This window comes from Micromonospora sp. NPDC007208, from assembly GCF_042869175.1.
Classification (GTDB): Bacteria; Actinomycetota; Actinomycetes; order Mycobacteriales; family Micromonosporaceae; genus Micromonospora; species Micromonospora foliorum.
Window position 1 is genome coordinate 65,956 of the sequence record NZ_JBIAFG010000001.1, and the last position, 21,824, is coordinate 87,779.

The following is a 21,824-nucleotide window of genomic DNA, read 5'->3' on the forward strand; positions in this document are numbered from 1 at the left end:
ACACGGCCGGTCAGACCCGCAGCAGGGTGCAGACCCAGTGCATGCCACTGCCGGTGCTGGTCAGGGCGACGAGATCCCCGTCGGTCAGCTCGCCGGTGCCGAGGTGGTGCTCCAGCCCGATCAGTTGGTCGGCGCAGCCGACGTGGCCGTGCGTGAGGGCTAGCTCGACGTTGGTCCGCTCCAGCTCCACGCCGAGGTCCTTGGCCAACTCGGCGAACTGGCGGGCGTTGTCGTGGAAGTGCAGGAACCGGCGGACGTCGGCAAGCGTCACGCCGGCCCGGCCGCAGGCCGCCTCCACCACCTGCCGGTTGCGCTCCCGGATGGTGGCGACGAAGCCGAACATCTTCCGCACGTCACCGGCGAAGAACTCGTTGAGCCGGTCCGCCGGGTCACCGACGCGGGGAGTGTCGCCGTCCGGGGTGAACGGCCGCGCCGCGCCGCCGACCGGCATCCGCATGAACCCCGCGTACCGGCCGTCACTGATCGTCTCGCTGGCCAGCCAGCGGCACCGGCCGTGGTCGCGGACCAGCACCGCCGCCGCGGCGCCGTCGGAGAAGATGCTGGTGTTGACCTCCATCCGGTTCCAGTACGGCTCGGCGACCCGGTTCGCCCCGATCAGCAGGGCGGTTCGGTACTCCGGGTGGGTGGCGAACCGGCCGGCGACCGTGTCGAACGCGGCCACCCCACCGCCGCAGGCCTGGTTGAGCAGCACCGCCTCGGCCCGGTGCGCCCCGAGCCGCGCCTGGGTGTGGGCGGCCGGATCCCAGTAGAGGTACTCGGCCAGGTCGGGAATGGCCAGCACCACCAGATCCACGTCGGCGGCGGACAAACCGGCCCGGTCCAGCGCGGTGCCGCCGGCCACCACCGCGAGGTCGGTGACCCCGACGCCGGGCCCGGCCCGGTGAAACCCCCGGTACTCCCAGGACCGCACCCGGTCCAGGTCCTCGGTGTACGCGGCGGCGGCCGCCGCCACGTCGACCTGCTCGCCGAGAACGTGCGCCAGGGCGGCCACCCCGACGCCGACCGGCGGCGGCGCGCTCATCGCCGCACCGCCGTGACCCGGTCCGCCGCCGCCGTCTCGGCGTCCTCGTCGGCGCGGGCGGCGCGCAGCCGGACCCCCGGATCGGCGGGTACGACGGCGTCCAGGTCGGCCAGGAAACGTCGGGCGGTGCCGTTACGACCGGTGTCGGTCCAGCGGACCAGCACCTCGTTGACGCCGTCCAGCTTGGCGCGCCGGGCCAGCTCCCGGAGCACCGCCGCTTCGACGCCCTTGCCGAGCACCGGGCAGGAGAGCGAGAACACGTCGACAGTCCACATCTGAGCGGACCGGTCGAGCGCGACGAGCCCCGACGTGCCGTAGTCGCCGAGCCGGTCGCGTACCCGCACCGCCAGCAGGTCACCGGCCCGCTCGGCCAGCACGGCGGCCGGCGGGGCCGGGGCCAGGGCGAAGTCGTGCGCCCGTGCGACCACCTCGGCGACCTCGGCGACGGTGTCGGCGGCCACCGGTCGGTAGTCGACCTGGACGTCCAGGCCGGCCACGAAGTCGTCAAGCGACAGCGCGGTCGAGGCGGTGGTCGGTGCGGGTGTGCCACCGCTCCAGCGTCGGCTGGGCAGCCGATGGGTGAGCCCCGCCGCGCGTAGCTCGTCCGACCAGGTCTGCGGATCGGCGCCGAGCGCCACCCGGTACCCCTCGGTGGGGCCGGCGCCGGCCAGCACGAGCTGGTTCGGCGCGACGTCCAGCTCGGCGGCGATCTCGGCGAGCTGGTCGGCCAGCGGGCGGTCGTCGGTGACCCAGCCGTCCAGCACCGGCAGCAGCTCCACGGCGTCGCCGGTCGACCAGCACCCGGGGCCGCTGGCGCGCAGCGCCACGCGTACGCCCGCCTCGCGCAGCTCCCGCAGCGCCGGCAGCAGGTGCGCCGCACCGGCCAGCCCGTCGCCGTCGAGCACCAGCGCCCGGCAGACCGCGCCGAAGAAGCCACCCACCAGAGTGGACGCGGCGGCACCGAGCCGCCCGAAGACCTCCTCGACGTACGGCACCTTGGCGAACCGGAACAGCGCCGGGTGGTACGCCCGCCCGTCGCCCACCGCCCGCACCGCCTCGTCGGCGTCGACGAGCAGCACCCCCGGGTCCCCGGCCAGCCGGTCGCGCAGTCGCTCCCGGACCGCCGTGGCGCTGGCCGTCACACCGTCGGCGTGCATCCCGTCGGCCGGGCCGTGCGGGCGGATGGCGGGGACGGCCGGCAGCACGTACACCAGCAGTGCGCCGTGGCGACGCGCGGCGGTGACCGCCGCCTCCGCGCCGGCCACCAGCTCGGTCGCCCAGCCGGCGCCGGCCGGGCCGGGGTCGCCGGCCTCCTCCAGGCGTTGCGCCACCACCAGCACGTCCGGCCGGGTCTCGGCGAGGAAGCCGTCGGTGGCCAGGCACTGCTGCACGACCTGCTGGAACGGGCCGACGCTGAGGGTGGCGGGCAGCCCGGTGTCGTGCAGGCCCAACCCCAGGTACGGCACCAGCGGGTCCACCGTGTAGCTGGCCAGCAACGCCACGCGCAGTACCGGCTCCGGACGCTGCCGGGTGACGGCCTGCCAGCGGGTGCGCCGGGCGAGCAGGTCGGCGCTCATGCCGCCACCGTGCCCTTGGCCCGCAGCACGGCGCGCAGGTCGGCGACGCTGCGGACGTCGCGGATGTCCTCGAAGGCGAAGGAGAGCCCGTAGACCTCCTCCAGGGTCACGACGAGTTGCAGGTGCCGCAGGCTGGTCCAGGTGCCGATGGTTTGCGGTCCGGAGTCGTCGGTGACCTCGGCCGGGTCGACCTCCAGCACCCCGGCGACCACCTCGGTGAGCGTCACTTCGCCACCACCGCGCGGTCGTCGGTCAGCTCGTCGGTGCCGGTGGGTGCCGGCAGTGGCGCGGGCACGGCGGGGGTCTCGTCGTAGTCGGGCAGGTCGACCTCCATCCGGCGGATGCTGGGTGAGGCGAAGCCGGCCGCCGCGACGCCGATGCCGAACAGGCCGACGATCACGAAGATCAGGCCCATGCCGGCGCCCGGCCCGCTCCCCACCAACCAACCGAAGTACGGCACCCCGGGCCCGCCGTCGCGCATCATCGGCTCGAACCAGCGGTCCGCGGCGATGCCGGCCAGCGCGGTGCCACCCGGGTACGCCAGGTCCTCGATGAACTGCCGTGCGGCGAAGACCCGGCCCTGGTGCGACGGTTCCACCTTCTCCTGCCAGACGGACTGGGCGTACCCGTCGATGAAGGGGATGGACAGGTGCAGGAAGAGCAGGGCGACCGACCAGACGATGATGCTGTCCCCGACGCCGTAGATGATCCGACCGAGGACGCTGAAGACCAGGATGGCGATGAGCATCCGGCGGATCTTGTGCCGGGTGTTCGGTAGCAGCCCCAGCAGCAGGGCGCCGGCCACGCCGCCGACCGCGCCGATGGTCTGCACCAACCCGACCGCGTTGGTGCTGCTGTCGGTGCGGGCGAGGATCTGGGGCACCAGCAGGGCGAAGCCGACCGCCGCGAGCACGTTGATGGCGAACATGATCGCCTCCAGCCCGGTGAAGGCCCGGCTGGCCAGGATGTAGCGGAAGCCGTAGACCGTGTCGGACCAGAAGCCGCCGTCGTCCGGCTGGGCCGAGCGGGGCACCGGCGGCAGTTGCACCAGCAGCACCGCGCCGATCGCCACCACGTAGGACAGCGCGTCGATGAACAGAATGACCTTGATGTCCATCAGGCCGAGCAGCGCGGCGGCGAAGCCGGGGGCGAAGATCACCGGGATGGTCCGGACCGCGAACATCATCGCGTTGGCCCGCGGGTACTGGCCCTTCTCCATCATCACCGTGATGGTCGCCTGATACGCCGGCAGCTGGAACGCGAGGAACGCTCCGGTGACCAGGTTGACCAGGTAGAGATGCCACACCTCGACCGAGCCGCTGAGGAAGAGCAGCAGCACGACGGCGGTGGTGACGGCGGACCCGATGTCGCTGAGCACGATGGTCAGTCGCCGCCCCCACCGGTCCACAAGCGCGCCGGCGATCGGGCTGAAGATGACTGTCGCGCCGAACGCGCACGCCATCAGCATGGTCAGGTCGAAGGCCCGGCCGGTGGCGTCCCACACCCAGATGCTCAGGGCGAAGTTCGTCATCCGGGTGCCGAGCGCCGACAGCAGCTGGCCGAACCAGATCGTGGTGAACCCGGCGAACCGGGTCGGGCGTCGGAACGCCATGGGGTCTCCTCCTACTGCCGTGGCGGTTGCCCGTGGTTTCCGGCCAGGCGCAGCAGGCTGGTCCGGATGCCGTCGAGCAGGTGTTCAGCGGACCCCGACCGGAAGGCCGGGGTGGCGTAACTCAGGTCGACGCGGAGCCGGGGGCCGGTGAGCGACCCGGTCACGTCGAAGGGGAAGGGCCAGTGCCCGTCGCTGTCCTCGGTCGGCCCGAACGGCGCCGCGCAGACGTCGAGGAGTTGGTTGGCCGGGGCGACGTCGTCGAACCCGAAGCCACCCATGTAGTTCACCGCGACCATCGGCGGTGCGGTCGCGGCCAGCCTGGTGCGTACCTCCTCGTCGGGGCAGAGGTGGCGCAGCAGCCCGTAGCCGATGCCGTTGTCCGGCACCCGGGCGAGCTGCCGGATCACCGAGCGCACCGAGCGGGTCGGGTCGGCGGTGGAGGGCAGCTGCAACCGCAGCGGGTAGAGCACCTGGAACCAGCCGGTCGTGCGGCTCACGTCCAGGTCGTCGAAGAGCGCCTCGCGGCCGTGGCCGGTGGTGGCCACGGTCACCGCGCCGCCATCGGTGCGTCCGGCGATGGTGTCCGCCACCGCCCACACCAGCAGGTCCCGCACGCTGGCCCGCAGCCGCCGTGCGGCGGCGTGCACCCCGCTGGTGGCCACCTCGTCCAGCGTCACGGTGGCCAACCCCAGGTCGCCGAGGCGGAACGGCCCGGCCTCCGGCTCGTCGGCGAGTCGGCGCAGCACACCGTCGTCGGCCTGGGCGAGCCAGAACGGCAGCTGTTCGGCGAGCCGCGTCGAACCGGCGTACTCGGCCAGCCGCCGCGCCCAGGCGCGGTAGGACGTGGTCTTCGCCGGCAGTGCCGGGTCCTCGGCGCGTTCCAGTTGGCCGCAGAGGGTTTCCAGGTCGGCCAGGAGCAGACCGCGGGAGACGGCGTCCACCACCAGGTGGTGATTGACGATCAGCAGCCGGTCGGGCAGTTCCGGCCCGAGCCGGAAGTGCGCCACCCGGGTCAGTGGGCCGAGGCCGAGATCCAACGAGGTCTGCGCCTCGGCGCAGCGCGCCTGAACCGCCGCCTCCCGCTCCTGGACCGGCACGCCGGTCAGGTCGTGGCTGACGAACGGCACGGCGTCGGTCGGGTCGGCGTGGTGCTGCCGCCAGCTCCCGTCGGCGAGCCGGGTGAACCGCAGCCGCAGCGCGTCGTGCTGGGCGACCAGCCGGCGTACCGCCTCGCGGAGCAGCTCGGGCGGGAGCGGACGGGCCAGCTCCAGGTAGTAGGGGTGGTTGAAGAGGGCCGGCCGGGTCATCGTGGGGGCGAGCAGGTCGGTGAACCAGCGTTGCGCTCCGGTCAGCGGCACCTCGCCGCGCACCTCGCCCTGCTCGGCGTCGAACGCGGTCGCCGCCGGCTCGCCGAGGCTGGCGGCCAGGTCGGCGACGGTGGGGTGGCGGACGAGCTGGCGGGGTGTGACGTCGATGCCGGCCGTCGCGCAGCGGGCCACCAGCTGCATGGCGAGCAGCGAGTCGCCGCCGACGGCGAAGAAGTCGTCGTGGATGCCGAGCTGGTTGGTGCGCAGCAGCTCCGACCAGATCGCCACGAGCTGGTGTTCCCGTTCGGTGCGGGGGGCGGCGGCAGCCCGGTCGGCCGACCGCCGGTACCCGTCGGCGACGGCGACCCGCACGGCCGCCGCGTCGGCCAGCTCGGTGGCCACCTCGGCCAGCAGACCGGGCGCGAGCGCGTCGACCGGTTCGTCGGGGTCCGTCGAGCTGGCCGCGTCGAGTGACCAGAGGCCGCGCAGCAGCGGCGCCGGCCCGGTCTCCGGGTCGAAGGGCAGCGCCGGGGTGTCCGCGGGGCCGGGCTCGGTGGCCGGGTGCAGGAGCAGCGTCGTGGCGTCGACCGGCGGGGTCGGGGCGTACCCGATGATCCCGGCGGCGACCAGCGCGGACAGCTCCGGGGCCAGCGGCGCCGAGCTGAGCAGCACCTCGCGCCCGGTCCCGGCCTGGGTCGCGAGCAGCCGGGCCAGCTCCGCCTGGTGTGACACCGGCCCGGCCGGTACGACCAGCCGGCCGACCGCCGAATGCCGCACCGCGCGCCGCACCACCAGGGTCCCGGCGACCGCGGCCAGCTCCGGTGACCACTCGTCGCTCGCGTTCAGCTCCCGCACCCGGTAGCGCCGCGCCCACGCCTGCACCGACACGACGTCGAGATCGGGCCGGGCGTCGCGCAGCCGCCCGGTCAGCTCGGCGAAGAGCGCCTCCCACGGTGGCGTCCGGTAGGCCGGTGCGGCGGGGCAGACCACGATGGTCAGTGGGGCTTCGCTCCGGGCGCGGTAGACGTCCACCGCCGCCAGCAGCTCACCGTGGAAGTCGCGCAGCGCGACGGCCGCCGCGCCGAGCGGGCCGGGCACCAGCCGGTCGTCCCAGCGCAGCACCAGCACGTTGCGGTCCCGGGCGGTGGTCGCCAGGCCGGCGGCCGGGTCACGGAGCAGCCGCAGCAGCGCCCCGGACGGCAACTGGCCGAGGGTGTACGGCAGGCCGAGCAGCTGCGCCCAGAAGCGGACCGTCGCCGCCAGCTCGGGCAGCTCGACAGTGCCGCCGACCACCAGGCGGGGCGTCGCCGGCGCGGGCCTGCGCGGGGTCGCCGCGGGTCGTGTCGCGCCGCCGACCGGCTCGTCCGGGCGCCGCACCCCGTCGTCGAGCACCCGCCCCAGCCCGCTCAGCAGTCGGACCATCCGCTCCGGGACGAACAGGTCGGCGCGGTACGCCAGGTCGGCGTGCAACTCGTCGCCCTGCCAGGTGAGACTGAGGAACAGGTCGAAGTCGACCCCGACGCTCGGCACCTCCACCCCGGTGGCGGTCAGCCCAGCGAACTCTGGCACCTCGTCGGGGCCGTCGATGACGTTCAGCACGCACTGGAACAGCGGGTGGTGCGCGGCCTGCCGGGGCAGCCCCAACGCCTCCACGATGGACGCGAACGGCAATCCCTGGTGCCGGTACGCCTCCCGCGCCGTCCGGTACGCCCGGGCCACCAGCTGGCGGAACGTGGGCCGACCGGCCACGTCGACCCGCAGTGGCAGCAGGTCGGCGAAGCACCCGATCAGCGGCGCGAGTTCGGCCCGTTCCCGGCCCGCCGTGGGTACCCCGAGCACCAGGTCCGACTTGCCGCTCTCGGCGTGCAGCAGGGCGGCGAAACCGGCCAGCAGGACGGCGAACGGGGTGACGCCCTCGGCGCGGGCCAGCTCCCGTACGGCCGCACCGAGACCGGTGGCGAGTCGCTGCGACTGGTACCCGGCGACGTCGGAGCGCTCCTCGGGACGCGGGTGGTCGGTGGGCAGTTCCAACAGGGTCGGCGCGTCCCGCAGCCGATCCCGCCAGTACGTGAGGTGTGGCTCGACGGCGGTCGAGGCCAACCAGTCGCGCTGGTGGCGGGCGTAGTCGGCGAACTGCACCGGCAGCGGCGTCAGCGGCCCGTCGACGCCTGTGGCGTGGTGCGCGTACCGGGTGGCGACCTCGTCGAGCAGGATGCTCCACGAGGTGTTGTCGCAGACGATGTGGTGCATGCCGAGCAGCAGGTGCCAGCGGTGCTCGGGCAGCCGGACCAGGCGGGCCCGCAGCAGCGGGCCGGCGGCCAGGTCGTACCGGTGGGCGGCCAGGTCACCGGCCGCCCGCCGCAACGCGCGGGCCTGCTTCGACGTCGGCAACGCGGTCAGGTCCAGCGTCTCCAGCCACGGGTCCAGGTACGGCCGTACCACCGGCTCGGGCTCGCCACCCCGGTCCCGGAAGGTGGTCCGCAGCACCTCGTGCCGGGCCAGCACGTCGTCCAGGGCCTGGCGCAGCGCCGCCTCGTCCAGGTCGCCGCGCAGCTCCAGGGCGGCGGTGGTGTTGTGCCGGACCACGTCGTGGCCGAGCTGGTCGAGGGCCCAGAGTCGGACCTGCGCCGACGACGCGACGGCGGGTGCGCCGGGTGCGGCGGAGGTCAGCGGCGCGAGGGCGGTGGCGTCGGTGTCGGCGTCCAGCAGCGCGGCGAGCCCGGCCACTGTCGGGTTGGTGAACAGCGTGTAGAGCGACACCTCCCGACCGAACTCGGCCTGCACCCGGGACAGCAGGTGGGTGGCGAGCAACGAGTGGCCGCCGAGGCCGAAGAAGTCGCTGGTGACACCCACCTGCTCGACGCCGAGCGCGGTGGCCCACAGGTCGGCGAGTCGTCGTTCGGTCGGGGTGCGCGGCGCGACCGTCTCCGCGACGTCCGGCCCGGCCGTCCGGGTCGGCGCGGGTCGGCTCCGCTCGGCGACGGCGGCGGCCGTGCTCAACTCCTCGGCCAGGTACGCGGCCCGCTCCGGCCCGATCGGCGCGGCCAGTCCGGCGCCGGTCCGCGGCCCGGGCGCGGCCAGTCCGGCGCCGGTCCTCGGGTCGGGCGCGGCCAGTCCGGCGCCGGTCCGCGGCCCGGGCGGGTCCAGCGGCCAGACGTGGGCGAGGAATCGGCGCGCGTCGTCCCAGCCGGCGGGCACCGCCAGCGCCAGCAGGCCCGGGTGGTCGCGCCGGAGCGCCGCCACCGTCTCCGGGTCGGTGTCGAGCACCACAGTCGTCGCCGGGTCGGCGGCGGCCAGCGCGACGGCCAGACCGTCGGGCGGGCAGGCCCGTACCTCGTGGCCGGGCAGCGCCTCGGTGAGCCGGTCGACCGGCAGTCGTTCGCCGTCGACAAGCACCTGCCGGCCTGGCTGACCGGCGGCCCGGCGCAGCTCGCGCACCACGAGCGTGCCGAGGGCCGCGAAGTACTCGCCGGTGTACGGCACGTGCCCCAGTTCGTCGGCGCGTTCGTCGCCGACCTCGCTGACCGGGTAGGTGGCGGCGTGGTCGGCGGCCCAGACCGCGTGCACGCCCGGGGTACGCGCGGCCAGTGCGGTCAGCCGGTCGTCGAGCCGACTGTCGGCCGGTCGCCGGTCGACGCCCGGCGACGCGGGGCAGACCACCAGCAGCAGCGGGGCGTCACTGCGCCGCCGGTACGCCGCCACCGCCGCCGCCAGGTCGTCCATGGCGGCGTCGAGGGCCGTCTCGCCAACGCTGCGGTCCTGCCGGCGCAACCAGTCCTCCCAGCGCAGCAGGCACACGGTGGCGTCGGCCGGCGGCCCGGCGAGCAGATGCGCCACCAGTTGTCCGTACCCGACCAGCTCGATCGAGGCGGGCACCCGCAGGAAGCGCAGCCAGAAGTCCACCGGGTCGCGCACCGGGTCGACGGTGAAGGTGGCCGCCAGCGCGATTCGCTGCCGGTGCAACCCCGGCACCTGCGACAACGGCCGCTCCGGGGCGTCCGCCAGGGCGCGCAGCAGCTCCGGCAGCCGGCCCACCGTCGCGGCGATCGTCTCGTCCAGGTACAGGTCGGCGTTGAAGTCGACCGCGCCCTCGATCCGGTCGCCGTGCGCGGTCAGGCTGACGAAGAGGTCGAAGTCGGTGAGGCCGTTCTCGGCGGCCACCGGCGTGAAGGTGACGCCGGCCGCCTGCCGCTGCGCCACACCACCGTCGGTCATCGTGGCCAACACCTGGAACAGCGGGTTCACGCTCGGGTCGCGGACCGGGCGGACCTCCTCCACCACCCGCGCGTACGGGGCCTCCTGGTGCGCGTACGCCTCGCTGACCGTGCGGTGGACCCGGCGCACCAGTTCGCGCGCCGTCGGGTCGCCGCTCGCGTCCACCCGCAGCACCACCATGCTGGCGAAGCAGCCGATCAGCGGCTCCAGGTCGGTGCTCGCCCGACCGGCGGCCGGCATGCCGAGCAGCAGGTCGTCCTGGCCGGTGGCCTGACGCAACAGGGCGCTGAGCCCGGCCAGGACGACCGCGTTGACTGTCGCGCCGGCCGACCGGGCCAGCCCGCCCAGGGCCGCCGTCGTCGCGGCGTCGACAGTGAAGGGCAGGCTGCGGCCGCGGTGGGTCTGCACCGGCGGCCGGGGGCGGTCCGGCGGCAGCGTCGAGCGGGCCGGCGCGCTGGCCAGCCGCTCCCGCCAGTGCGCCAGGTGCCCGGCGAGTTCCCGTTCGGCTTCGGGCCGGCGGCGGGCGGCGACGTGGGTGACGAACCGGGTGGGCAGTGCCAGCAGCCCGGCCGGCACGTCACCGGCGAACTCGCCGTACCAGCTCACCACCTCCTCGACGAACACGCCGGCCGACCAGGCGTCGAAGACGATGTGGTGCGCGGCGACCAGCAGCAGGTGCTCGTCCTCGGCCAGCGCGAGCAGCCGGACGGCGAGCAGCGGGCCGGTGGTGAGGTCGAAGCGGATCGCCGCGTGGGCGGCGCTCTCCCGGTCGGCGGCGTCCCGCCGTTGCGCCGGCGGCAGCGCCGTCAGGTCGACCACCGGCAGCGGCACCTCGATGGCGTCGCGGACCCGCTGGGTGACGGCGACTCCATCCCGGCCGTTACCGTCGGCCGGCACGAAGACGATCCGCAGCGCGTCGTGCCGGGCCACCACCGCGTTCACCGCCCGGTGCAGCGCCGCGACGTCCAGCCGGCCGGTGATCCGCTCGGCGAACGGCACGTTGTAGACCGGGGTGCCGGGCTCCAGGCGGTCCAGGAACCAGAGTTGCTCCTGCGTGAAGGAGAGCGGGTAGGTGGTGGCGGCGTCCGGGCGCTGCGGACGAGCCTGGCGCAGTCGCAGCGCCAGCAGCTCCCGCTGCTCGGGGGTGAGGGCGGCGAGGTCCGGGTGCAGGTCCTGGCTCACCGGGTGCCCCCCTCGACGTCCGCGCCCACCGGCGAACCGCTCAACAGGCGGGCCAGCGGGGGAGGGGAGTCGTGCAGGTAGAGGTGGCCGCCGGGCACGACGGTCAGCGAGAAGCCGGCGGCGGTGCAGGCGGCCCAGCCGGCCATCTCGTCCGGCCTGATCAGGGGGTCGTCGGCCGCCGCCACCGCGTCCACGGGCAGCGGCAGTGGCGTCACCGTGGTCGGTCGGTACGACGCGACGACGGCCAGGTCGGCCCGTACGGTGGGCAGGATCAGAGCCAGCAGGCCGGCGTCGGCGAGCACCTCGTCGGACACCCCGCCGAGCTCACGCAGCCACCGGGTCAGCGCCGCGTCGTCGAGGTGGTACGCCGAGCCCACCGGTGCGCTGTCCTGTGGTGGGCGGGCCGCGGAGACCACCAGCCGCTGCGGTGCCGGGCCGCCCCGGGCGAGCAGGCGGGTGGCCACCTCGTACCCGATGAGGGCGCCCATGCTGTGCCCGAAGATCGCGTACGGGGGCGGAACCCGCTCGACGATCGCGTCGACAAGCGGCGGCGCTAGGTCGGCCATCGTGCTCAGCGGCGGGTCGGCCAGCCGCCGTTCCCGGCCGGGCAGCTGCGCGGTCCACACCTCCACGTCGTCGCCCAGCAGCCTCGACCAGGGCCGGTACGCCCCGGCGCCGGCGCCGGCGTACGGAAGACAGACCAGCCGCAGCCGGGCGGTCGGGCGTGGCGCGGCGCAGCTCAACCAGGCGGCGGCACCGGTCGGTCGGGTGGCGGTCGTCGGCGGTGGCATGCGAACCCCGTTCCTGCTCAGCACGGCGACGACGGGTGGTGTCGCCATGCCCGCACACGCTAGGAACCGCCCGTGACGGCGGTCTTAGCGTCGGATGAGGGTTAGCTGCGGTGTGTGCTGCGGGTGGCCGGGCGAGGTCCGTTGTGGAGTGACCCGGAGCGGGTCACGGTGCCTCGACGACCTCACGGCCGAGGGGCCAGAACGCGGCCGGCACGAGCTTGAAGTTGGCGATGCCGAACGGGATCCCGATGATCGTGACGCAGAGGGCGATGCCCGCGACGATGTGGGAGAGCGCGAGCCACCATCCCGCCAGCACCACCCAGAGGATGTTCGCCAGCCCGGAGCCGACGCCCGCGCCCGGCTTGGGCACCAGGGTGCGGCCGAAGGGCCACAGCGAGTAGACCGCGAGGCGCAGCGACGCGACGCCGAACGGGATGGTGATGACCAGGACGAAGCAGATCAGCGCGGCGATGCCGTAGCCGACCGCCAGCACGAGGCCACCGCCGAAGACGAGCCACAGCACATTCAGTACGAAACGAATCACCACTCCAGCATGAAACATGCTCGCCACCGGCAATGGCGGAAGCGAGTCGACGACGTCGCCCACCGCCGCCCCGGGGCCGGCCGCTGTAAGGTACGCGAAAACCCTTCCACGGCGTGCTCCGGAGGCGGTAGCCCGGTCCCGGAGACTCAGGAGGATCGCGTGTCGTCCGACGACCGTTGGCTGCTCGACACCCCGATCGCGCACCGCGGGCTGACCGGCGACAATCGACCCGCCAACTCGCTCGCGGCGTTCGAGGCAGCCGCCGATGCTGGCTACGCCTGCGAACTGGACGTGCAGCTCACCCGCTCCGGCGAGCTCGTCGTCGTCCACGACTACGACTTGACGGCGCTCACCGGTGCGCCGATCGCCACCGCGGAGCTGACCCCGGCCGATCGGCAGCGGCTCCGGTTGCAGGGCACCGACCAGCCGATTCCCACCCTGTCGCAGGTGCTGGACCGGGTCGCCGGTCGGGTGCCCCTGCTGATCGAGCTGAAACGGCCGACGCCCGCCCTCAACTTCGACCTCGTCGACGAGGTGCTGCGGCAGACCGCCGACTACCCGGGACGGTACGCGGTCGAGTCCTTCGACCCGTTGCTCGTGGCGGCGCTGCGGATCGCGGTGCGGAAGCTGCCGCCGCACCGCCGGGTGCCGGTGGGGCGCATCTGCGGGCTGCTGCGCACCGCCGGGCCGCTGACCCGGATGGTGGGCCGCAGTATGGTCAGCAACCTGGTCACTCGACCCGATTTCCTGGCCTACGAGGTGGACGCATTTCCGTCAGGTCTGACGGCCTGGTGGCGTCGACGCGGTGTTCCGGTGATTGCCTGGCCGGTCGCTTCGCCGGAGCGGGAGATGTTCGCCCGTCAATACTCCGACAACATCGTTTTCTCGGGCTATAGACCGTCGCAGGGCCAGCATCTAGCATCGTGACGTGTCTGTTGACCAAGGACAGAGCGGTCTGCTCGCCGAGTCGCAGAACGGGGCTCCCGGCGATCCCTTGCAGGTCTACCGCGCCTTGGCCGAAGACAGCGTCAACAAGCTCAGGGACCATTACGACTGGCGGGCGAAATGGCACCGTCGACTGTTTCGTTCCACCGGCATCCTGGTCATCGTCGTCAGTGCGTCGCTGCCACTGCTCGCCGGCTTCAGCTACCCGGGTAAGAACCTCGTAATCGCGGTATCGGGCGTCGTCATCGCCACGGCCACCGCACTTCGCACCTTTTATCAGTGGGATCAGATGTGGGCGCTGCTGCGGCGTACCCATTTCGGGCTCATCGAGGCGAGCAACCAGTGGAAGCTCGCTTTCGGTCGCGCCGAGGCGACAGCCGACCCGACAGAACGGGAGCAGCGCGCCTACGCGGCGACGGAGGCGCTGCTGGCCAAGATCGAAGGCCTCCGCAGTGCCGAGACGGAGAAGTTCTTCAGCTCGCTGGCCTTCCCGGAGGAATCCGCGCTGACCGGCAAGCCCTTCCGCCCCTGACGGCGACCCGCGACGGTTGGCGGGGCCTCGGGGTTGCTCCGTGGAAGACCTGAGACGAAATCCAGGGCGACCCGAGGGAAGCTCCCGGAGGTCGGCAGGCGTCGGCGGCCAGATGATGGCTGGCATGAAACGCGCTGCGCTCTACGTGATCGCCGGGCCGGTCGGCATCGTGGCCTACGGCCTGGTCCGGCTGTGGGGGAAATCCGACGGGGTGTACGGCCCCGGGCTCGACTGGCAGGCCGCGCACCTGGTCGCTCTCGCCGGCATGGTGTGTTTCGTCCCGGGTGTGCTCGCGTTGTCCCGCCTGCTGCCCCGCAGTCCGTGGCGCACCGGGGTGGTGGCCGGCACGTTTGTCGGCCTCGCCGCGACGATGGTGCAGTTCGGCGCGGACATCGTGGAAGGGCTCCTGGCCGAGGACCGGGCAGAGATGTCGAGGCTCGGCGCGGACTTCAAGGACATCCCCGGCGTCGAGGTGGCCTTCTACGACGTCGTACCCCAGCTCTTCTTCCTCGGCCTGCTCGTTCTGGCGGTGATGCTCGCGGTGCGACGGCGGCTGCCGTGGTGGAGTGTGCCGCTGCTCCTCGCCGGCATCGTCCTGCCGGCGGTCACCCTCGACCTGCTCCCCATCGGCGGCCTGTGCATGGCGATGGCGCTGGCCCCGGCGCTGCCGCTGCTGCGAGAGCGGGCCGAATCGCCCGTCGCCGTCCACTGAGGACCCCGGGTGGCGCGGGCCCGCGCCACCCGGAGAGCCGCTACTTCAGCGCGAGGGTACGGGCGTCGGCGGCGATGACGCTGGCGACCTCCGCCGGCACCAGCTTGCCGGCCTGCCGGTCGGCGTAGGTGGCCAGCTCGGCGTACTGGGCGTGGGCCAGCTTGGTGGTCATCGCGGTGACGGCGGCCGGGTCCGCGCCCGAGGTGAGGATCAGGTAGCCGAGGCCGGCCTGGCTCACCGTCACGGTGAAGGTGCTGGTCGCGGTGGCGGTGCCCTCCGGCCCGATGGCCTCGGTGGAGATGGTGTGTCGGCCGGCGGTCAGCGTGGCCAGGTCGAGCTTGCGCCCGGCGGCCGACTTCTTACCGTCCAGCGTGACGGTGACGGTGTCCGCGTTGGTCGCGGCTACCGCGATCACCGGGGACTGCGCCCGGTCCAGCCGAGCCCCGTTGGTCGGCGACGTGATCTGCACGGTCGGGTCGGCGGAGGGCCGCTGGACGAACGCCGAGTTCCAGCCGACCAGCTCCGCCGCCCGGTTGGTGATGATCGCGTCGGTGCCGATCCGCTCCAGCCGCTGCCACAGGCCGGCGGAGTCCATCGTCCAGGCCATCACGGCGACCCCGGCGGCGTGCAGCGGGGCGACGACCTCCGGCTTGGCCAACAGCGCGTTTCCGTCCGGGTTGTACGCGGTCAGGTGCAGCTCCTTCGCGATCGCCACCGGGTCGGCGTCCAGGGTGCTGCGGAGCAGGCCGAGCGGTAGCTCGGGGGCGATCTCGTAGGTGTACTTCAGGGCGTCGACCTCGAAGCTCTGGATGAAGACCCGGCCCATCATCTGCTCGTCCCGGATCACCTGGATGATCGTGGCGACCTCGTCGCGGGTGTGCTTGCCCTTGATCTCCACGAGCAGGTTGCCGCCCCGGGTCCGCAGGTCGGCGAGCTGCTCGGCGAGGGTGGGCACCCGCTCGCCGACGTACTGGGGGCCGAACCAGGAGCCGGCGTCGAGTGCCTTGATCTGCGCGGCGGTCAGGTCCCGGATGTTGCCGGTGCCGTCGGTGGTCCGGTCGACGGTGCCGTCGTGCAGGATGAACGGGATGCCGTCCTTGCTCGGCTGGACGTCGTTCTCGATCCAGTCGGCGCCGCCCTTACGGGCGATCTCCTGGGCGACGAGAGTGTTCTCCGGTGCGGCGGCGGACGCTCCCCGGTGGGCGATCACGGTGAACGGGCTGCCCTCCGGGCGGAGGTAGCCGTTCGGCGCCAGCTCGGTGACGGTGACGTCGTCGTACGACACGGTCGCGCCGTTGACGAAGAGCCCCTGGACGCCGTCGGCGGAACGCTGGAGGCTGCTGGTCCGCATCGCCTCCCGCCCGTCGAAGATCCAGCGGGCCTGGTTGCCGTGCACCTCGACGGCGACGCGCACGTCCCGGCCGGTGCCGGCGGCGGACGGGGCGGAGGCGGTGTTCGTCACGACCCAGGCGTTGGCAGTGGTCCGCTGGGCGAATTCGAGCCCGTTGGCGGCGGTGGTGCCGCTGCGCATGGTGGCGATCCACCAGGGGGTCGCGCCACTGGCGGGGACGTCGATGCCGAGCGAGGCCCAGCGGGTGGCGGCCGAGACCGATTCGAAGCGCATGGTCGCCTCGAGGCGGAAGTCGTTCAGGTGTCGGCCGAAAGTGATCTTGTTGTTGTCGCTGGAGCTGGCGGAGGTTCCGTACAGTCGGCCGTTCTCGACCTTCCAGGCGCCGTCGACCGCGTGCCAACCGGCGGGCAGCGAACCGGTCGAGAAGTTCTCCGAGACGACGACGCTGCCCGCTTCGGCGGTGGCGGGCGACGAGGTCGCGACGGCGACCGCGACGGCAGCGCCGGTGACGGCGAGGGCGGCGACGGCGGCAGCGGCCCGGGTACCCAGGGCGCCGAGGCGCGACCCGGCGCGGCGAGGCGACGGTGGTGCGGGTAGGACAGTCATGGTCGCGACGGTACGAAGCACGCCCGAATTCATGATCAATCCAGTGTGACCGTGGCCCGAACGCTCGATGTACCGACCGGGAGCAGGAGTCGGGTGTCGACCGGGGTTTCTAGTGATTGAGGTAGGCGAGGACCGCGCGGACACGCCGGTTGGCGTCCTCGGCGGGCGGCAGGTCGAGCTTGGCGAAGATGTTGGTGATGTGCTTCTCCACCGACACCGGCGCCAGGACGAGCGCCGCGCAGATGGCCGCGTTGGACAGGCCCTGGGCCATGAGGCCGAGTACCTCCCGCTCCCGTGCGGTGAGCCCGTCGATGCCGTGGTTACGGCTGTTGCGGGTGAACAGTTGGCGTACCACCTCGGGGTCGAGGGCGGTGCCCCCGTTGGCCACCCGCGTCACCGCGTCGAGGAAGTCGTCGAGGGCGGTGACCCGGTCCTTGAGGAGGTAACCGACACCGCCTCGGCCGTCGGCGAGCAGTTCCACGGCGTAGGCCCGTTCGACGTACTGGGAGACGATGAGCACCTTCGTGTCCGGGTCCGCGGCGCGCAGCGTCAGGGCGGCGCGCAGCCCCTCGTCCCGGAAGCCGGGTGGCAGCCGCACGTCGACGAGGGACAGGTCGGGCCGGTGCTCGGTGACGGCCGCCAGCAGGGCGGGTGCGGTGTCGACGGCGGCGACGACGGTGTGGCCGGTGTCGGTCAGCAGCCGCACCAGGCCGTCCCGGAGCAGCAGCAGGTCCTCGGCGATCACGATGCGCATCAGTGGGGCAGCTCCGCGGACAGGACGGTGGGACCGCCGGGTGGACTGGTGATGGTGAGCCGGCCGTCGAGTGCCTCGACCCGGCGGCGCAGGCCGTCGAGCCCGGACCCGGCCGGGTCGGCGCCGCCCTGTCCGTCGTCGGTGAGCGTGACGGTGACCGCACCGGCGCCTCGGACGAGGGTGACCACGCAGGTCTGGGCTTCGGCGTGTTTGCCCGCGTTGGCGAGACCCTCGGCGATGACGAAGTAGGCCGCCGACTCGACCGCTGGCGGATACCGCTGCTCCGGGTCGCCCCGGATCTCGACGGCGAGCGGGCTGTCGCCGGCCAGGGCGGCGACCGCGGCGTGCAGCCCCCGGTCGGTGAGGATCGGCGGATGGATGCCACGCACCAGCCGGCGTAGCTCGGTGAGGGCGTCGTCGAGTTGCCGACGGGCGAGGTCCACATCGGACGCGGCGGTCGCGCCGGTGGGAAGCTTGCGGGCGGCCAGCGCCAGTGTCATGCCGGCGGCCACGATCCGGGCCTGGGCGCCGTCGTGCAGGTCCCGTTCGATCCGACGTAGCTCCGCCGCCTGGGCGTCGACGACCCGACGGCGGGTCTGCGCGAGGCGCGCGGCCTCCTCGACCAACTGCCGGTGCGCGCCGGGCGCCAACAAACCTCGGGCGATGCGGGCCTGGGCCCGCCCGGCGGTCCGTAGCAACCACGCGGTGACCGGCAACAACAGCACGCCGAGCACGGTCAGGCCGAACCGACCCGGCACCGTCGTCATGAGCGGACGCATCGGGAAGGGCGCGTGCGGGTTCGGCACCGCCCACGCCCACAGCGGCGCCACGACGGCGGCGAGATCGACGACGGTGACCACGAGGGCGGCGATTCCGCCGGCCAGGCCCAGCGGGAACACCGCGACCAGCCAGGCCAGGTCGCGCCAGGTGGCGGGCTGCACGGCGACCGCACGGACCCGCTGCCGGATGGTGGCACCCTCGATCGGCAGGTACGGCGCGGCGATGGCAGCGCCGAGCACCCAACCTGCCCGGCGGCGCTCCAGGTCCGCGAGGCGCCGGGTCACCCAGGTCGCGCCGAGGAAGGCCGGGCCACCGAGCTGCGTGATCGACAGCAGGCCGACCCCGATGGTGGACGCCAGGCTCCAGCCGAGGCCGACGACGCCCGCGACGAGGCTGCTGAGCAGGTACGCCAGCGCTGAAGCCGTTGTGCGGATCATCGCGGCGATCCTATCGGCGGCACCGCCCCGGACCGCCGACCGGACTCGGCCCCGGAGGATCCGGACGACGAGCCCGAGCGGCGGTCCGGTCGGAAGCACCCTCAGCGCCCGTCGCCCAGGGCCGGCAGGCCGCGCCGACGCAACAGAACCCGGGCCGGTACGGCGCCCGCGACCAGCCCGAGCGCCGCGACACCGCCGAGCATCCCCGCGTACGTGCCGGCGTCGACGACGACCCGCACGGTGCCGTCCTGCGCCGCGCTGAACGCGCCGACCACGATCGCGGTGACCAGTGCGCCCAGCACCAGCCCGACGGCAACCGTGATCGTCGCCTCGCGGTCGACGAGCCGGTGCAGCTGCCCGGTCGTCGCACCGGCCAGCCGCAGATCGGCGAACTCGCGGCGCCGCGCGGCGGTGGCGATGGCGAACGTGTTGACGACGGCGATCGCCGTGAAGCCGAGGGAGATGACCACCATGAGTTCCCACGCACCCTGCTGGTTCTGGGCATCACCGGCTGGCGCCGCGCCGAGCGTCGGAGCCAACCGCAGGCCGGGCCACGACGCGGCGATCCGGTCCGGGACGTCGCCGCCGTAGCGCAGCCCGACCGTGCTGACCAGCCCGCGCGGGTCGTGTGCGGCTACCAGCGCCGCCGGCAGAACGAGGTCGCCGAAGCCACGGGCCCGGGCGTACACCCCGGCCAGGCGGAGGTCGACCTGATGGCCGTCGGCGAGCCATACCCGCACGTCGTCGCCCACCCGCCAGCCGTACTGGCCGGCCACGTACGCGCTGGCGGCGAACGCGCCGGGGCCTGGCAGCGTCCCGGAGCGCAGATCGAGGTCGAGCGCCGCCTCGGAGCCGGCGACCAGCAGACCCTGGCTGGCGAAGTCCTCGGGCTTGCCGCCCTGCTCCACGATCGCCCGGGTCGGCAGCGTCGCCGCCGCACCGGTCACCCCGTCCAGGGCGACGAGTCGTTCGACGGTGTCGAGCGGAAGGCCGCCGGGTGCCGTCACCTGTGCCGTCGCGGCCGCCGTCCGGTCCTGCTGCTCCCGCTGGGCCAACTGGCCCAGCAGGGCACTGTTGAGCAGCATGGTGGCGTTGATCGCGAACATCAGCACGAGCGGGACAGCGATCGCCGCGACCCGTCGCCGCTCGGCCCTGGTGACCAGGCCAGCCAGCCAACCGGTCGGGCCGCCGACGCCGACGAGGCGGGACACCGGTGTCGTCAGCGCCCGGACCAGCAGTGGGCCGAGGGCGGCGACCGTGCACAGCAGCAGGGCGGACGACACGAAACTCATGCCCATCCCCAGTGGCCCGTCGAGCGGAACGAAGACGAGCAGGGCGATCGCACCGGCGGTGGTCACCACCGCGACGGCGACCCGCGGGGCCAGCCCGCCGGTGGGTGCGTCGGCGGTCTCGGCGAGTGCCTGCGTCGGGGCGATCCGCACCGCTCGGCGGCCGGCGACCCGGGCACCGACGAAGGTCACCACCATCCCGGCCGCCGCGGCCGCGACGAGGACGAGCACGTTGGTCCGTACGACGAACTGGGCCGGCACCGCGCCCAGCTCCCGGAACCGGGCGGCGACCAGGTGGGCGAACAGCACTCCCAGCGGCGCGCCGGGCAGCGCGGCGGCCCCGGCGAGCAGGAGGCTCTCCACGCCGAGAAGGCGGCGCAGCTGACCGGGGGTCGCGCCGGCGGTGCGCAGCAGTGCCAGTTCGCGCAGCCGCTGGCGGACGCCGAGCGTCACCGTGCCGGTGAGGACGAAGACGGCCGCGAACGCCGTGATGCCGATGACGAAACCGAAGATCGAGATTGGGCCGATGTAATCCGGCAGAGCGCCGGGCAGGTCGGCCCGGACCCGGTCGGCACCGGTGAGCACCTCGTGGTCGCCGGCCACCTGCCCGACCGCGGCGCGGAGCGCGACCGGGTCGGCGCCCGGTCGGGCGAGCACGCCGACCGCGGTCGGACCGGGCAGCCCGGAAACCGTCGCCACCTCACCGTCGGCGACGAACAGCGCGCCCTGGGCGGGCAGCCCGTCCCGGCCGGCCGGCGCCGCGACGCCGGAGACGACCATCGTGCGGGCACCCGTCTTCGTGGTGACCAGCAGACGTCCGCCCACCGTGCTGCCCGACCGCCGGGCCAGGTCGGCGTCGATGACCACCTCACCCCGGCCGGGCGCCGCACCGCTGCGCAACAGGTACGGCGTCAGCGCCGCGGAGGCCCACCCGTGTCCGATCACCGGGGCACCGTCGGCGCCGCGCAACGGCCGGCCGTCCGGCGTACTCGTTTGGACCGGAAAGGCGACGTCCGCGACCGCCGCCGCGACACCCGGAAGGTCGCCCAGCCGGCCGGCGAGGTCGACCGGCAGCGAGCCGGCACCGGTGAGTCGCTCGGACTTGACCTTGCGCTTGACCTTGGATTTGTCCTTCTTCTGCGTGGTGGTGACCTTCTCGAGGGTGACGTCACGGCCACCGGACACGACGATCATCGCCGCCGCGAACCGGTCGGCCGGCGGCTTCGCCGTGAGCACGGAGGCGAGCAGCAGGCCACCGCCGACGAGCAGGGCCACCGCCAGCAGCGCGGCGAAGAACGTGCCGGCGTAGGCGCCGCGGTGCTGGCGCAGGGTGCCGAGAGCGAGCCGGATCATCGGACCGTCACCGCCATCATCTGCGCGGCGACCTTCTCGGCCGTCGGATCGGCGAGTTCCGCGACGATCCGTCCGTCGGCGAGGAACACCGCGCGGTCGGCCCACGCCGCGGCGGCCGGGTCGTGCGTCACCATGACGATCGTCGTGCCTGTCTGGTCCACGGCCTCACGCAGCAACCCGAGCACCTCGCGGCCGGTGGACAGGTCCAGCGCACCGGTCGGCTCGTCGGCGAAGATGACCTCCGGTCGGCTGGCGAGCGCACGGGCGAGCGCGACCCGCTGCCGCTGACCGCCGGACAGTCGGCCGGGTCGGTCGTCCTCGCGTCCGGTGAGCCCGACGCGCCGGATCACCTCCCGCGCCCAGCCCTGGTCCGGGCGCACCCCGGCCAGCCGTTGCGGGAGCAGGATGTTGTGCCAGACCGACAGCGACTCCATGAGGTTGTACGACTGGAAGACGAACCCGACCCGTTGTCGCCGGGCCTCGGTGAGTCGAGGTTCACGCAGCCCGCCGATGTCCTGTCCGGCGAGGAGCACCCGGCCGCTGTCCGGCCGGTCCAGGCCCGCCGCGCAGTGCAGGAGCGTCGACTTGCCCGAGCCCGACGGACCCATCACCGCGCAGAAGGAACCGGCCTCGAACCCGACCGACACCCCGTCCAACGCCCGCGCACCGCCCCCGCCGGCGTACGTCTTTGTCACGTCGAGTACTTCGACGACCAGCCCGCGAGCGGTGGTCCCATCGCTGTTTCGCATGGGGAAAAGCCTGGTCGAGGCGACCTTCCCGGACCACACGGCGACC

The 21,824-nt window shown here is 73.6% G+C and carries 15 protein-coding genes; 3 read left to right on the plus strand and 12 right to left on the minus strand.

All coding sequences use genetic code 11. The annotated features are described in order from the left end of the window. Window positions 1-10: 10 nt before the first annotated feature. The 7 genes from ACFYL6_RS00240 to ACFYL6_RS00270 all read right to left on the minus strand — a co-directional run bounded on the left by ACFYL6_RS00240 (window position 11) and on the right by ACFYL6_RS00270 (window position 12,270). Complete coding sequence (locus ACFYL6_RS00240) at window positions 11-1,042, minus strand: 3-oxoacyl-ACP synthase III family protein (RefSeq protein ID WP_387165564.1); 1,032 nt, start codon at window positions 1,040-1,042, stop codon at window positions 11-13. Beyond that, complete coding sequence (locus ACFYL6_RS00245) at window positions 1,039-2,619, minus strand: hypothetical protein (RefSeq protein WP_387165566.1); 1,581 nt, start codon at window positions 2,617-2,619, stop codon at window positions 1,039-1,041. The genes ACFYL6_RS00240 and ACFYL6_RS00245 overlap by 4 nt, the downstream gene beginning before the upstream one ends. Beyond that, the gene (locus ACFYL6_RS00250; RefSeq protein WP_328653637.1) at window positions 2,616-2,846 is read right to left on the minus strand and encodes an acyl carrier protein; all 231 of its coding nucleotides are present in this window, start codon (window positions 2,844-2,846) and stop codon (window positions 2,616-2,618) included. Before ACFYL6_RS00250 ends, ACFYL6_RS00245 begins: the two co-directional genes overlap by 4 nt. Beyond that, window positions 2,843-4,231 (minus strand): MFS transporter, encoded by a 1,389-nt coding sequence (locus ACFYL6_RS00255; protein ID WP_387165568.1) that lies wholly within the window; start codon window positions 4,229-4,231, stop codon window positions 2,843-2,845. The genes ACFYL6_RS00250 and ACFYL6_RS00255 overlap by 4 nt, the downstream gene beginning before the upstream one ends. A gap of 11 nt (window positions 4,232-4,242) precedes the next feature. After that, the gene (locus ACFYL6_RS00260; protein WP_387165570.1) at window positions 4,243-10,935 is read right to left on the minus strand and encodes a condensation domain-containing protein; all 6,693 of its coding nucleotides are present in this window, start codon (window positions 10,933-10,935) and stop codon (window positions 4,243-4,245) included. Beyond that, the gene (locus ACFYL6_RS00265) at window positions 10,932-11,774 is read right to left on the minus strand and encodes a thioesterase II family protein (RefSeq protein WP_387165572.1); all 843 of its coding nucleotides are present in this window, start codon (window positions 11,772-11,774) and stop codon (window positions 10,932-10,934) included. The genes ACFYL6_RS00260 and ACFYL6_RS00265 overlap by 4 nt, the downstream gene beginning before the upstream one ends. 115 nt (window positions 11,775-11,889) lie before the next feature. Continuing rightward, window positions 11,890-12,270, minus strand: coding sequence for a YccF domain-containing protein (locus ACFYL6_RS00270; RefSeq protein WP_387166802.1), 381 nt, complete (start codon window positions 12,268-12,270; stop codon window positions 11,890-11,892). A 159-nt stretch (window positions 12,271-12,429) separates the two neighbouring features. On the opposite strand from ACFYL6_RS00270, the gene ACFYL6_RS00275 reads away from it, so the two are divergent. The 3 genes from ACFYL6_RS00275 (at window position 12,430) to ACFYL6_RS00285 (ending at window position 14,459) form a co-directional block, all read left to right on the plus strand. Beyond that, window positions 12,430-13,197, plus strand: a complete 768-nt coding sequence (locus ACFYL6_RS00275; protein WP_387165574.1) for a glycerophosphodiester phosphodiesterase family protein — start codon at window positions 12,430-12,432, stop codon at window positions 13,195-13,197. 1 nt (window position 13,198) lies between these two features. Continuing rightward, on the plus strand, window positions 13,199-13,747 hold the full coding sequence (locus ACFYL6_RS00280; protein WP_387165576.1) for an SLATT domain-containing protein: 549 nt from the start codon (window positions 13,199-13,201) through the stop codon (window positions 13,745-13,747). A 124-nt stretch (window positions 13,748-13,871) separates the two neighbouring features. Next, window positions 13,872-14,459: a hypothetical protein gene (locus tag ACFYL6_RS00285; protein ID WP_387165578.1), complete on the plus strand. Its 588-nt coding sequence runs from the start codon at window positions 13,872-13,874 to the stop codon at window positions 14,457-14,459. Between the two features lie 40 nt (window positions 14,460-14,499). Here ACFYL6_RS00285 and ACFYL6_RS00290 read toward each other — a convergent pair whose 3' ends face one another. The 5 genes from ACFYL6_RS00290 to ACFYL6_RS00310 form a co-directional block, all read right to left on the minus strand. Further along, window positions 14,500-16,416, minus strand: a complete 1,917-nt coding sequence (locus ACFYL6_RS00290) for a glycerophosphodiester phosphodiesterase family protein (protein ID WP_387165580.1) — start codon at window positions 16,414-16,416, stop codon at window positions 14,500-14,502. A gap of 109 nt (window positions 16,417-16,525) precedes the next feature. Next, window positions 16,526-17,170, minus strand: coding sequence for a response regulator transcription factor (locus ACFYL6_RS00295; protein WP_238659146.1), 645 nt, complete (start codon window positions 17,168-17,170; stop codon window positions 16,526-16,528). After that, entirely contained in the window at window positions 17,170-18,387 is a 1,218-nt protein-coding gene (locus ACFYL6_RS00300; protein WP_387165582.1) for a sensor histidine kinase, read from the minus strand. Before ACFYL6_RS00300 ends, ACFYL6_RS00295 begins: the two co-directional genes overlap by 1 nt. A gap of 101 nt (window positions 18,388-18,488) precedes the next feature. Then, window positions 18,489-21,029 (minus strand): ABC transporter permease, encoded by a 2,541-nt coding sequence (locus ACFYL6_RS00305; RefSeq protein WP_387165584.1) that lies wholly within the window; start codon window positions 21,027-21,029, stop codon window positions 18,489-18,491. Beyond that, window positions 21,026-21,778: an ABC transporter ATP-binding protein gene (locus ACFYL6_RS00310; protein WP_387165586.1), complete on the minus strand. Its 753-nt coding sequence runs from the start codon at window positions 21,776-21,778 to the stop codon at window positions 21,026-21,028. The genes ACFYL6_RS00305 and ACFYL6_RS00310 overlap by 4 nt, the downstream gene beginning before the upstream one ends. Between the last annotated feature and the right edge of the window lie 46 nt (window positions 21,779-21,824).